The following is an 11977-nucleotide window of genomic DNA, read 5'->3' as shown; positions in this document are numbered from 1 at the left end:
CCACACCGATCCCTTCCCGAACTCGGAGGTGAAACGCTCGCACGGCGACGATAGTTGGGGGGTTGCCCCCTGTCAAAATAGCTCGATGCCAAGCTCAATCTTGCTACTAATATGAAGCCCTCAATCAACGATTGAGGGCTTCTCTAATTTTATTCACTCAGGAGTAGATATAATAAATAGGGCTTGCTGAATTAGTCCCTGATGCTGTTCTAAAGCCTGAACCCCTTGCTAAAAAATGGTTTTGTTGCAAATATTCTCACTCGATCGCCAGATTCAAGCGATCGAGTGCAAGGGTTTTGAGCCTTTCAACGTCAAAACCCTTGCACTTAATTTCTGAAAAAAGGCTCAAAACCCTTGCAGTGATTGGCTTGCTGAGATCTTCAGCAAGCCCTAGATATATAGCAGTCGCCACATCGGTTAGGACATGTTAGTCCGCGCAGGCGGACTTTGCATTATGAGCGGCGATTTCAATCGCTGTCCTAATCGCCTTGGCGGTTGCTATAATAAATAGTCGCAAGGCGTAATCTACTGTAGTTTAGACTAATCGAGTTAGCACATGAGAAAACATCAGACAGCCAAATAAGTTGTCTGAGAAAGTGCTTGGATACGGGCGCATCTAGCGGTTGTGGGAGGGGTCAAAAAGTAAAAAAGGATGAGAGAATTACTCCATCCGCAACAAAAAACAAATTGACTATGACTGTACAACATCTAAGGAGCTTATATCCAGATTTAGCAGAATGGACATCAAACTGCGAACAGTTACGTCAAGCAAACACTTTACCTGAACTAGTTTGGCTCGGATTACAACTGGGACTGATATTCGCACGGTTGGCAGTAGAAGAAGAACTCAAAAACCGCGCCATCGAGCCAAATAATTGGCATAAATGTACTGGCTGTCAAAAACAGATTAGGTCGAAAGGATTCCGTCCCCGCCAAATGGAGACTCTCATCGGGTGCATCAAATGAAAGCGAAGAGTGGGAAAATGCCCGACTAAAACTTGTAAAGTCAGTTTGAGCGTGCCATTAGATGAAGCATTAGGGATTACGCCATATCAATCCAGTAGCGAAGAACTAATCCGACTAGGATGCTTACTGAGTATAGTGATGCCCTATGAGCTATCCAGTTGGATGTTGCATCAATGTACAGGGATTACCATTAGTGCCAGCACCTTGTGGAACTGGTCTGTCTTTGCTGGCTGATGCTGACATCGCCGCTGGCGACAATTTAGCAACAATCCAGCAAGTTCAGGCTTATTTCCAGACCTATCACCAACACATTCGTTATCATTCCTTTAAACGACAGCAATGCCCTCTTGGTAGTGGCATGATTGAGAGTGCCTGTAAATGGCTCATCCAGCAAAGATTTAAGGGGGTTGGGATGCGGTGGAGTGAAGATGGTTTCAATCATTTACTTCATTTGAGACTTAATTGGGTTAATCATCGTTTTGATTCCTTATTCCCTCATGTTTCTATCCAGCAAATTGACCCCTCCCACAACCGCTAGATGCGCCCGTTGGATACTTGCTGTTGAACATTGGACTAAGTGAAAACTCTGCCATTGATGAAGCTTGTCTGGTGGTCATCACCGCATCCATCAACTCAAATGTTGCATCATTTGCTCTGCTTAATAGCCGATGTATTTCTTGACGGAATGTCTGTAATCGTTCACAGTTCATGATGGGGAAGGTGATGAGATTTCTTTCACCCCTATTTTTTTCCCTCCGGTAGCTGTCGTCTATCTTTAGCTACCGTTCTCTACCTTGTTAGTCTAAACTCCAGTAATCTAATTACAGCAGTTTTCTCCGGAGATTGCAATAGCTCGATCGCCTGTTTGTCTGCATTACAACCTTTGTCAGCGAGGATGATATCAGCAGCCGATTTTGGTAAGAGTAAGTTGGCTTTAAGGCATCCACTCGACGCCAATGCCGACGCGGCTATCGTAGTTCTCCCTAGCATTTTGCTGTTGGATGTCTGTAGATAAGCGGAGATGATTGGTGAGGGCATAGCTGATGGAGAGAGTCGTCAAACCTGTTTCGGTATTACTCCCTAAACCTACCCAGCTTTGACTCAGAGCGATATCGGCACCACCGCCACGGGAAGGAATGAGCATCAGTTTGAGACCAAGGTTGAGGCCGTCGCGGTTATATTTATCGGTTTGGAGATGGCGAAATCCGACTAGTGGCGTGATGTTGATATAGCCACCCAAGGGTAAGAGATAGTATTGAGCATCGGCACCATAGGCACTCCGGTTGCCATTGAACGTAGCATTATAATTTGCGCTGACAGAAAGTCCACTTTGTCCTAGGAATAGATCGTCAATTGCCAGATGAAAGCCACCAGATTGTCCGGTGGATGGATATTGGGAGTAGCCAATTTTTACCCTAGTCCGAAAGCTGGGATCTTTGTTGATGTCATCCATGACATTAGGAATCCCCTTGAGCCATTTTTGTAAGACAGGGCTAGTATTGAGCAGCTCAGGGCTGAGATCGATCGAGTCAGGGGCTGGTTGTTTCTCTGGTGGAGTGGGATCAGCAACGAGATCCACTCGCTGGCTGAGACTCGATCTAGCGGTAGTAATGGCTGGGGCTGGCAGTGAAATTGGGGAGGCAAGACTTGGTAGGTGCCCCCAAGCTACTAGAGAGATCGCCGTACTAACTAATGTTTTGCACAAGCACCTCAGACTCAGATTACGATCGATTCGGTTTAGCAATTTACTTTGGTGGCGATTGCCTTGCGGCACGCTATGCTCCCTGGATACCGTCATATTTTAACATTGGGGTGAGAGTTTGGCGGTTTAGTCTTGGGTGTGAGTGGCGATTGGGGTGATGGATGTGGCGGGAAAGTCATCTGATGATGATAAGTCGCCCTGAGTGGTAATGGTATAGTCGCTAAGATCGTTTCTAGATAACCGATTGTGTTGGTTGGATCTATGTCCATCGCGGGAAATTGCGTCTTGAGCTTGATAGCAGTAAGCTGCAATAATAAACCATGCTCCAAACCAAGATTTGGCTTCAAAGCCATAACCATCGAGATTACAAAGTAAAGTTTCACCGATCGATCCCCAGGCTGGATTGCCACAGATCCCCAGACTATGCGTAAATAAACCGATCGATCCAAAGGAAATCGCGATCGTCGTAGTAGCGTAAGCTCCCGCCCACAATGCCTGGACATTGGGATACCATCTAGCTGCGGATTGGTGCCAAATAAACCAACCCCAGTGGAATAAGAACGCAAAAAATAAACTAGGAAGTAGTAAATTCACCGCCATCGACAGTACGCCGATGAGATATTGATGTTCTTTGACGATCGAATTAACTGAAAAATGCCAGCTAGCACCTAAAAAGTTACCGACAGGTAAGCCAAAAGGCAATAGAATTAAAGTCTGAATCCAAGCTTTACGTTTGGGTAGAAAAGTCTCTAGGCGGAACCCCCGCTGACGGATTGCTAATTCTTCGATATTTTGGTTGGTCATATTTACTGCACCCTCGATCGAATCGAGATATTTACCCTTAACTTTATAATTCCCGCTCGATTGATAAATATATCGATCGCTAGTTAACGAATTAGTCACTAGTTACAATCTAACCGCGCCCGTGTTGTATCGATCCAGTGCAGCACCGAGCATTATAGAATAATTAATAAAATATGTATTTATATTTAATTCGTCACGGTATTGCGATGGAGCCAGATCCACTTGCTTCAGATCGAATAGCTAATGATGAGGCGCGATCTCTTACTAAATTAGGACGTAAAAAAGTCGAACAAGTTGCCCAAAGACTGGAAAAACTAGAAGTTACATTCGAGCTAATCATGACTAGTCCACTGGTGCGGGCGCAGCAGACAGCGGACATCCTGATCGACAATCAAATTATTACCAGATGTGAGGTAAATAGTGATTTGAAGCCAATGGGCGATCTGCATCAGTGGTTGACTAATTGGAATGCTAGATCGGACGTTCGCAATCTTTCGACATTAGCCTTGGTTGGACACGAGCCTAATTTGAGCCAGTGGGCTGAGTTATTGATATTTGGTGAAGTTGGCGATCGCTTAATTCTCAAAAAGGGCGGAATTATTGGTTTGAAATTTGCGGACGATCGGATTGCAATCGGCACTGCTCAACTTTGGTGCTTACTGCCACCGAAATTAATTATTTAGCACTTGGTAACGACCAAAAAATCGGTCGGGAGTAAAACATTACTCCCGACCGATTCAATCGATAATTAAGTCGGAGATGATTAGAAGAGGAAAGTAGTTCTCACAACACCAATCAAAGCACTGTTATTCGTAACTTGGTCGGGAGAAGTGAGGTAGATCAAGCCAGGAGTAATCGAGATGTTGTCACTGAATTTGTACTTATAGAAGCCTTCAAAGTGGAATGGAACGCTACCAACACCACCGACATAAGGTTCTGCACCCACAAACAAACCAGCGAGGCTGCCTTTGCCATCGACATCAGGGAACGACAACCCAGCACCGTAGCTCCAAATATTGTCGGTGGTGCCGCCTCTGTTGGCATTTGTGGTCATTGCAAAGCCATTGAAAGCGATTTTTTCGCTGGCTTTATAAACAAATCCCAAACCAAAGGAGTTAGCCGTAGTCCGACCGCCTGGGCTGGTAAGAGCTAAGTTATTGGCTTGAGGTGTACCAACAATTACGCCAGTACCATTAAAGATGCTGCCATTGTGGGAACTGTTGATGTAGGTGACGCCAGCCTCCAATTGAGGACTAAGCTTGAAGTTGAGTTGACCGAAGAGGGAATTGTCCGTACCAAACAATCCACCTGTCACAGGGGGTGCATTTGTGGGGCTATTGGCATTAAACGCAAAGTAACCGAGTGATACAGATGCCAGCCCAGTATCTGAAATAGGAATGGTAGCCCCTACTCCACTACCACCACCAATCTTGTAGATCGGACTAGATTCGGCAAAAGCCGAAAGCGCACCGCTAGCTCCACTGAAATCATCAAAATTAGAGCCGTAGCTGGGAGCATAGTCTACTTGCAGAGCATTAAAAGCTGCTACATAGACATTGGTATTGGCGACAGGGAACTGATATGCCAACCAGTCAAGACTGACGGCATTATTACCACCAGTTTCAATTACCTGACCGCCCACAGTGCTGGGGCTTTTGAAGGTAGAACCAAGGGATGGTTGGTTCCCAGTGGCCAGACGTGTCCAGAGAATATCTTTACCAGTAAAGCTACTTTGAAATAACAACCGAACGCGATCGCCGACGATGATGTTACTGGAATTGGCACCACTTAATGCACTAGTGAGGTTGAAGACCGCTTCGCCTTTGAGTTTGGTAGTGGTGGAAAATTGGTTGGCTTGCAGTTGGGCGACTTTTTTGTCTGTAACGGTGAGACGAGCATCAATTTCAGTCAATTGGGCGCGATACTCTTGAGTTAGTCTTTTGAGGACTTCGAGATCTTCGCGGGTGACACTAGCAGGCTGTTGAGCGAGCAGGGGTTCGACTTCGTTCAGACAGGTATTTAGACTTCGTGCAAATTTAATTCGAGAGACGGGCTGGTTGTTAAAATTAGGATTACAACCATATTTAGCAGCGATACCTTGAAGGGCTGTATATTGCCACGTATCGGGCTTGACGATATCGGTGGCAACGTCATCAGTAAAAACTTTGAGTGGCTTCCTGACTGGGGTTGTCTCACCAGCAGCGTCATCAGTAAAAACTTTGAGTGGCTTCCTGACTGGGGTTGTTTCACCAGCAGCAACTTTAGTAGGTATGGCAAGATTGGCTGATGCGGTTTCGACCCCATGATGTTGCGGTGTCGCCATTGCCCTAGTGGATAACAAGACAGCAATACCCAAAACAACGGGGCTAATTAATACAGATTTCCAAAATGCTGATGACATTTGGGTAGTTCTCCTGACGGTTAAATTTAGGATGTTCAAATTGACGTAAACTAGGATCGTTTACACTGCTAGCAAAGTAGCTTAATCGTCTTGCCAGGTTCAATACTGATAGTCACGATACAGTTAGCAGATTTAATGGGGGGTCAAGATGACCTTCATTATAAGATGCAACTATTCCGATCGAATCAGATTTATCTGCCTTCAAGTAAAAATTCAGTATGGATTTCCAGCTAAATAGTGACGATCGATACAAGCATTACGGTAATTGGCAGACGTAATTAAGACAAGACGATCGACTAGATTAAGGTGCGATGTGCAGATATTGATAAGCATAATGTACCCAAAATCGGCATCAGATCGATATCACATCTACATTATTTAGTTGCTACATCTACCGACAGATGGCGACTTGAGATATTACAACCAACATGAGCAAAGATCGTGTCGATTTTGGCGATCGAATGGGTATCCTAAATCTATGTCAGTAGGTTTAGCTGTGAATTTAGGTAGTCAGTGATGGGTGAGAAGCTACAAAAGATGCAAGATTCGCTCGCTCCTGCGATGACAAGTCAGCCGAGCGGGAGCGATGTAGATGGCAACAATTGCTTGGAACTAGTCCCAGCCAGTGGCTGCGAGTTTGCGACAGCACTTAAAGCTAGATCTGACGGCTCACGTCCGATTGTTGAAGATGTAATTTTTGCGACATTGGATTGGGCTGATTTGGCAGCGGGTAAAAGCTGGCTGGAGATCGAGCATGGTAGCAATCGTGAAGATCGGCAAAAGCCATATTATGCTACGAGTATTACCAATCGATCGACAGAGAAGATCCGGATCGATCGGTTTGGTACATATATTCAAACAGGCAAGACTTTAGTCCTGCACTCGATTACTGGTGGTTTTTTCAGTTGCCAACAATTTCAAGAGTGGTACAACTTGGGCAACAGCGAGTGGCTCGAACCAGGGCAAGTAGTTGGCGATCCCAATAATCATAGTAATCTGGGTGTCTATTGGGCTTATTTTGGCACTACGGCTAGTGGGAAACAATTCGTCGCTGGTGCTCCTTGGAGCGGGAAAACTTGGTGGCAATTGTGGAATTAGTCGATGGTGGATAATTAATTGATAATTGATAATTGGGTTGTCCCGCTGGGGATTTCAACCCCGAAGCCATAGCTTCTGTTCATCGTTAATTTAGCTATCAATTATCAACTATTTGTCCGTAGTCGAGTTTGAGTAATCGATCGGCGAGATGAAAGTAGCGATCGTCATGGCTGATAACGAGTACTGCTTTACCGCGCTGTTTTAGTTCTGGTAATAGCTGTTGATAAAAAATTTCTCGGAAAAATGGATCTTGATCTGCTGCCCATTCATCAAATAAATAGATGGGGCGATCTTCGAGGTAAGCTGTGAGAAGTGCCAAGCGTTTGCGCTGCCCTTGGGATAGCGCAGTGGTGGAAAGTTTACCATTTTCGATGGTGACTTTATGGGTGAGTTGGAATTGTTCTAGATAAGTTTTGGCTTGTGCGTCTAAATCTTGTAGCCCTAAACCTAAAAGTCGCTCGAATAGGTAAAAGTCCGCAAATACTGTCGAGAATAACTGCCGATATAGTTCGCGATTGCGATCGTCAACTAAGATGCCATCTAACAAAATTTCACCAGCATCGGGCGCATATAGCCCAGTTATTAGCTTTGCTAAAGTTGATTTGCCACTACCATTACCACCAACGATAAATACTAGTTCGCCAGGAGAGAGCGTCAGATCGACAGGTCCTAGTGTAAAAGTATTTTCCTGCCCTGCGAGCTGGTAGCTGTGGGTAGCTTGACGAATCTCAATCTGCTTGAATTGACGATCGGTTGTACCGATCCGCGCCAATGTCTCCGCACGACTAGCCAGAGATAGCCCCAAGGTATCGATCTTGCGGAGTGCTACACCTGCTTGAGTCAGACTAGGTAAAATCGCCAAGGTGTTGCCGATCGGTCGCATCAGATAGGATATGGTGAGCACATATCCCGATAGTAGTTCGGCAGAAACTGTCTGAATTTGGGGTAAGCCATAGACTAATAATCCCAACAATACAAAGAATGATAACTCGCCCACACCGCCAGACAATGCGATCGCCCGTTGAGAGCCAATCCGATATTCGCGCAGAGTAGCGGCGGTGGTTTGTAAGTCCTCTTGCACGAAGTCTTCACGACGTTGGAAGTGAAGTTTGAGTTCTTTGATGCCGTTGGTAATTGCCTGAAAGTGCTGCATCAGGGCATCATTCTCTTCCCTGGCGGCGGTAAACGATCGAACTGCTCGATCGATTAGCACTTGCACCAGACTAATTGACAAGCCCATAAATACTAATGTGCCCAACAACACCCACATCGATAGCCAGCCCAGATAAGCTAAAGATGCAATTACGATCGCGGCGTTAACACACAGCGTCGGAATACTAAATACACCACTGGAGATCGCTTGAATATCTTCAGTCAGAGTAGCGAGGAGGCGACTACTACCAAGTTCTTCTAGATGTCGCAATGGTGATGCCAAAATCCAACCACTAATCCGCAACCGTAGTTTGTAGATGGCATCTTGCGCCAACTGCGCCAACAAAAACTGTGAAATCAAAGTGGTAGTCAATGCGACGGTAACTAGTCCTAAAAAGCCCCATAATAGTTGTGGTGGTGCTTGGGGCTGGGTTGGACTAATCTGACCGATCGAGTGATTGATGAGGGCGATCGCGCCAGCACTACCGATCCCACTAATCGATCCGGTAATGGCAGCAGCCAGTACGCTCTTCCAAGATGCTTTTAGTAAAAACTCAATTAAATTCATTTATCTTAGTTGGGCTAGGACGATCTACCTCTAAAACAGAAACAACCCCCAGGATTGCTGAGGGTTGTTCGTTCGTACAACATGAGCTTTACTCAATCGATCGGTAAAATGTACCAACACTCAATAGTTAATAGCGATTAGGACATTTCTTGAATGATGTAGTCAAAATAGGGAGCTGCGGCGGCGGCATCTTCCTCGCTGAGGCGGCTTAAAGATGCTTCTTTGAGTGCGGCGATCGAATCAGCCATACCTGCAACTGGAACGCCGAGGGAGTTGTACATATCCCGTACGCCAATCAAGCCAATTTGTTCGATCGGTCCGATATCTCCAGCTAGTACTCCATAAGTGACTAATCGAAGGTACCAACCATAGTCTCTAATACACTGACTGCGCTGTTTTTGTCCGTAAGCGTTGCCACCAGGTGCAATATAGTCGGGGTGCATCTTCCACAACTGCTTACTTGCTTGCTCGACAATTTTTTTCTCACCCTCTGCTAGAGTGGTAACGATCCGAATCCGCTGTTCGCCAGTTTGCAGAAATGACTGGATATTTTTGAGTTCTCCGCTACTAGGGTAGCGCAGATCGTCATCGGCTTTGAGAATAACTTGACTAACTACACTCATATTAATTGCAATAGGATTTTTAGATATCTTCTATTAGAGTAGTTTATCTACTCTGGGTGCCACAAGTGCAGAAATAAGTAAGAGAATATGAGGATCTTTGGTAAATCTTTACAATTTGGGTAAAGAGCATCAACTTCCGCAACTAAACACAGCACAATGGTTTGGGGTTTAATTGCCCATGCCGCTCGCTGCACTATTCTCTATTATTCCCTATTTCTTAACTTACTGACAACCCAGGCTATCGCGGGTGGCGACTCCAGTTACCGGATTTGTCCCCTCGGCTGTTTCGCAGAGTAGTTTGGCTTGAGATCGATCGATCAGAGCATCGGTAAAATCAGCCCCAGTAATTTTGGCACCATAAAATCGCGATCGGGTCAGGGTGGCTTCGGTTAAGATAGCATTAGTCAGATCGGCTTCATCAAAGGTGGCTCGATCGGCTAGTGCACCAGTGAGATTGGCTCCTGAGAGATTTGTCTTGAGCAGGACTCCCATTGTTAACATGGCGTTGGTTAGATTAGCCCCGCTAAAATTTACCCCGCGCATTTCTGCCGATACAAATACGCCGCCTGTGAGATCTTGACCTGCAAAGTCTCGACCTTTGAGATCGATCCGACTATAATTGGTCTGACTCCCGATTGCTAGGGTGAAATCGTTTATGCCCAGCGATAACCAGATCCCACCGACGATGAGCAACCGAGTCAGATATTGAGAGCAGATAGAGATAAAATTAGGCATCTTAACTTACATGATTATTGAATCGATCGAGATTGAGATGGATATCAAAGCCGTTCTAGGAGAGCTAGATACAGCGATCGAAACCACACTTCAACAATGGGGTGAACCCCTGCGGTGGGCGATTACAGCCGTCGATCGGGAGACAAATATCGCCCAGATCGAAGCGATTGTAATTAGGGAATAGTGGATGGTGGATGGCGAAAAGTGCGGTCTTGGGGTTTCCCATCTGGGCGGGAGACCCGTCCAGACAAGTGAAGCACCTTTTCAAGACAGTGAATGGTGATTTTTCATTCCAGCCAAAACCTTTGTTCTCAACTCCCAAGCCACTATCCTACAATTGCCGTCAGAGCTGGCTCGATCGTGGAATACTGAAAGTCAAAGCCTTGAGCCAGAGTTCGGGTAGGGACTACTTGCTGTCCTTGTAGAACGACAATTGCACCTTCGCCTAACATCGCTTCGAGGACAAAATTGGGGACGGGGAGCCAGGAGGGACGATTCATCACTGTGCCTAAAGTTTGGGAAAATTCTGTCATCGTGATGGGATTGGGCGCAGTCGCATTGTAAACACCCTGCATTTTGGTGTCATTAAGTGCGGCAATAATTAATTTCACGACATCATCGCGGTGAATCCAGGAAAACCATTGATTGCCACTGCCGATCGGCCCGCCGACAAAAGCACTAAAGGGTGCTAACATCTTGCCAAGCGCGCCACCATTTTCACCCAAGACAATTCCCAATCGAAGGATGACGACACGGGTACCATTGGCGGTGACTGATTGGGCTGCTGTCTCCCATGCGGTGCATACTTCGGCGAGAAAATCCGTGCCAGCGGGACTAGTTTCATCAAATTTACTAGTTTCGCTGGTGCCATAGTAGCCGATCGCGGAGGCATTGATCAGGAGTTGGGGCTTGATGGTGGCTAGATCGATTGCTTCGACAATTTTTTGGGTGCCTAGTTGCCGACTGTCAAGGATCGATCGCTTTTGAGCTGGTGTCCAACGTTTTTCGGCAATCGGTTCTCCAGCTAAATTAATGACGGCATCGCAGCCAGAGATCGACTGTTGCCACTCTCCCGATTTGAGTGGATTGTAGCCAACTATCTGCGCTTGCCCAAAGCGGTTGCTTGCTTGTTGGGGACTCCGAGTCAGAATGATAACTTGATGTCCCTGCGCTTGGAGTTGTGCGACTAACCGACTACCCACAAATCCAGTCGCTCCCGCGATCGCAATCTTCATGCTGTACTTACATTAATATTTACTCTTTTAGATTTTCGCACTTATGTCTGAGATTTTCTACCGCACTCTACAGGCGGCGATGCCATTTTGTTGTGATGCTTGGAAGCCCAATAACACAGCCTGAGCGCGTTGCTGAGGTGTGCCGTGGTGTTGGCGGTTATTTACTTCATAATCCCCAACCTGATAGGCGATTTCGGCGATTTGCTCGATATCTTGTCGATCGAATGTAACATTGGGCATCGCGCCCATATAAAAACCAGCTAAACAATCAGCTTGGAGTTCGATTTGGGTAATATTGTTCGGTCTGAATCCGCCAATTGTCTGCGCTGCGTGTGCATATTCATGAGCAAGGATATAAGCCAAGGCTGCATCCCCATATTGATAAGCCATTCGCATGTGTTGTTGGGTAATATAAACCGTATTATTGCGGGGACAATACAGGCTACCCGATATCCTGCCGCAAGGACTGGACACCCCATTGGGTACATTCCATCTCACTTTGGGGTTCGATCGCGTACTATCTACTTGCCGCAATCCTAAATATACCGCTTTTAAGACTACTTCTGGCCCCAGTTCGCTTGCCATCAGCTGAATATTGGTGGCAAGTGTGGTGATTAGAGCAATGCTGGTGCGAGTGAGGAATTTCCCCAGGTTCATATGGGTAGGGGGTAGGGGGTAGGGGGTAGGGGGTAG

14 protein-coding genes are annotated in these 11977 nt (G+C 46.2%); 5 read left to right on the top strand and 9 right to left on the bottom strand.

From position 1 onward, the window contains the following. Window positions 1-693: 693 nt before the first annotated feature. Both ACEW9J_RS23860 and ACEW9J_RS23855 read left to right on the top strand, forming a co-directional pair. Window positions 694-966, top strand: a complete 273-nt coding sequence (locus tag ACEW9J_RS23860; RefSeq protein WP_373547564.1) for a hypothetical protein — start codon at window positions 694-696, stop codon at window positions 964-966. Window positions 967-1111: 145 nt separating this feature from the next. Then, window positions 1112-1504, top strand: coding sequence for a hypothetical protein (locus tag ACEW9J_RS23855; RefSeq protein ID WP_373547563.1), 393 nt, complete (start codon window positions 1112-1114; stop codon window positions 1502-1504). Here ACEW9J_RS23855 and ACEW9J_RS23850 read toward each other — a convergent pair. From ACEW9J_RS23850 to ACEW9J_RS23840, 3 genes are all read right to left on the bottom strand, one after another. Next, on the bottom strand, window positions 1470-1676 hold the full coding sequence (locus ACEW9J_RS23850) for a hypothetical protein (protein WP_373547562.1): 207 nt from the start codon (window positions 1674-1676) through the stop codon (window positions 1470-1472). The genes ACEW9J_RS23855 and ACEW9J_RS23850 overlap by 35 nt on opposite strands. Window positions 1677-1900: 224 nt before the next feature. Further along, window positions 1901-2764 carry a hypothetical protein gene (locus ACEW9J_RS23845; RefSeq protein ID WP_373547561.1) on the bottom strand — a complete coding sequence of 288 codons (864 nt, stop codon included), beginning with the start codon at window positions 2762-2764 and terminating at the stop codon, window positions 1901-1903. A gap of 30 nt (window positions 2765-2794) precedes the next feature. Beyond that, window positions 2795-3571: a hypothetical protein gene (locus ACEW9J_RS23840; protein WP_373547560.1), complete on the bottom strand. Its 777-nt coding sequence runs from the start codon at window positions 3569-3571 to the stop codon at window positions 2795-2797. Between the two features lie 74 nt (window positions 3572-3645). On the opposite strand from ACEW9J_RS23840, the gene sixA reads away from it, so the two are divergent. Beyond that, window positions 3646-4155 carry a phosphohistidine phosphatase SixA gene (gene sixA, locus ACEW9J_RS23835; RefSeq protein ID WP_373547559.1) on the top strand — a complete coding sequence of 170 codons (510 nt, stop codon included), beginning with the start codon at window positions 3646-3648 and terminating at the stop codon, window positions 4153-4155. Window positions 4156-4235: 80 nt separating this feature from the next. Here the strand turns inward: sixA and ACEW9J_RS23830 are convergent, their stop codons facing one another. After that, complete coding sequence (locus ACEW9J_RS23830; RefSeq protein ID WP_373547558.1) at window positions 4236-5873, bottom strand: iron uptake porin; 1638 nt, start codon at window positions 5871-5873, stop codon at window positions 4236-4238. 537 nt (window positions 5874-6410) lie between these two features. Here ACEW9J_RS23830 and ACEW9J_RS23825 point away from each other — a divergent pair. Beyond that, on the top strand, window positions 6411-6971 hold the full coding sequence (locus ACEW9J_RS23825) for a hypothetical protein (protein WP_373547557.1): 561 nt from the start codon (window positions 6411-6413) through the stop codon (window positions 6969-6971). Window positions 6972-7068: 97 nt separating this feature from the next. Here ACEW9J_RS23825 and ACEW9J_RS23820 read toward each other — a convergent pair whose 3' ends face one another. From ACEW9J_RS23820 to ACEW9J_RS23810, 3 genes are all read right to left on the bottom strand, one after another. Continuing rightward, the gene (locus ACEW9J_RS23820; protein ID WP_373547556.1) at window positions 7069-8691 is read right to left on the bottom strand and encodes a cyclic peptide export ABC transporter; all 1623 of its coding nucleotides are present in this window, start codon (window positions 8689-8691) and stop codon (window positions 7069-7071) included. 137 nt (window positions 8692-8828) lie between these two features. Next, entirely contained in the window at window positions 8829-9314 is a 486-nt protein-coding gene (locus ACEW9J_RS23815; protein WP_373547555.1) for an allophycocyanin, read from the bottom strand. Window positions 9315-9536: 222 nt separating this feature from the next. Then, window positions 9537-10049, bottom strand: coding sequence for a pentapeptide repeat-containing protein (locus ACEW9J_RS23810; RefSeq protein WP_373547554.1), 513 nt, complete (start codon window positions 10047-10049; stop codon window positions 9537-9539). A 10-nt stretch (window positions 10050-10059) separates the two neighbouring features. Between ACEW9J_RS23810 and ACEW9J_RS23805 the strand changes: the two genes are divergently transcribed. Continuing rightward, window positions 10060-10233, top strand: a complete 174-nt coding sequence (locus ACEW9J_RS23805; RefSeq protein WP_373547553.1) for a hypothetical protein — start codon at window positions 10060-10062, stop codon at window positions 10231-10233. A 142-nt stretch (window positions 10234-10375) separates the two neighbouring features. On the opposite strand, the gene ACEW9J_RS23800 is transcribed toward ACEW9J_RS23805, so the two are convergent. Together ACEW9J_RS23800 and ACEW9J_RS23795 are read right to left on the bottom strand one after the other, a co-directional pair. Beyond that, on the bottom strand, window positions 10376-11284 hold the full coding sequence (locus ACEW9J_RS23800; protein WP_373547552.1) for a TIGR01777 family oxidoreductase: 909 nt from the start codon (window positions 11282-11284) through the stop codon (window positions 10376-10378). Window positions 11285-11341: 57 nt separating this feature from the next. Next, a partial coding sequence (locus ACEW9J_RS23795; RefSeq protein ID WP_373547551.1) for a neutral zinc metallopeptidase occupies window positions 11342-11977 on the bottom strand: 636 nt, incomplete at its 5' end.

Source organism: Chamaesiphon sp. (assembly GCF_041737865.1).
Classification (GTDB): Bacteria; Cyanobacteriota; Cyanobacteriia; order Cyanobacteriales; family Chamaesiphonaceae; genus Chamaesiphon.
This window is presented reverse-complemented; position numbering and strand designations above follow the sequence as displayed.

Excerpts from the sequence above, each read along its gene's own strand:
- sixA (WP_373547559.1), top strand. The coding sequence starts at position 3,646 with ATGTATTTATATTTAATTCGTCACGGTATTGCGATGGAGCCAGATCCA.
- ACEW9J_RS23825 (WP_373547557.1), top strand. The coding sequence starts at position 6,411 with ATGCAAGATTCGCTCGCTCCTGCGATGACAAGTCAGCCGAGCGGGAGC.
- ACEW9J_RS23810 (WP_373547554.1), bottom strand. The coding sequence starts at position 10,049 with ATGCCTAATTTTATCTCTATCTGCTCTCAATATCTGACTCGGTTGCTC.
- ACEW9J_RS23800 (WP_373547552.1), bottom strand. The coding sequence starts at position 11,284 with ATGAAGATTGCGATCGCGGGAGCGACTGGATTTGTGGGTAGTCGGTTA.
- ACEW9J_RS23815 (WP_373547555.1), bottom strand. The coding sequence starts at position 9,314 with ATGAGTGTAGTTAGTCAAGTTATTCTCAAAGCCGATGACGATCTGCGC.
- ACEW9J_RS23850 (WP_373547562.1), bottom strand. The coding sequence starts at position 1,676 with ATGAACTGTGAACGATTACAGACATTCCGTCAAGAAATACATCGGCTA.
- ACEW9J_RS23805 (WP_373547553.1), top strand. The coding sequence starts at position 10,060 with ATGATTATTGAATCGATCGAGATTGAGATGGATATCAAAGCCGTTCTA.
- ACEW9J_RS23830 (WP_373547558.1), bottom strand. The coding sequence starts at position 5,873 with ATGTCATCAGCATTTTGGAAATCTGTATTAATTAGCCCCGTTGTTTTG.
- ACEW9J_RS23855 (WP_373547563.1), top strand. The coding sequence starts at position 1,112 with ATGAGCTATCCAGTTGGATGTTGCATCAATGTACAGGGATTACCATTA.
- ACEW9J_RS23820 (WP_373547556.1), bottom strand. The coding sequence starts at position 8,691 with ATGAATTTAATTGAGTTTTTACTAAAAGCATCTTGGAAGAGCGTACTG.
- ACEW9J_RS23860 (WP_373547564.1), top strand. The coding sequence starts at position 694 with ATGACTGTACAACATCTAAGGAGCTTATATCCAGATTTAGCAGAATGG.
- ACEW9J_RS23845 (WP_373547561.1), bottom strand. The coding sequence starts at position 2,764 with ATGACGGTATCCAGGGAGCATAGCGTGCCGCAAGGCAATCGCCACCAA.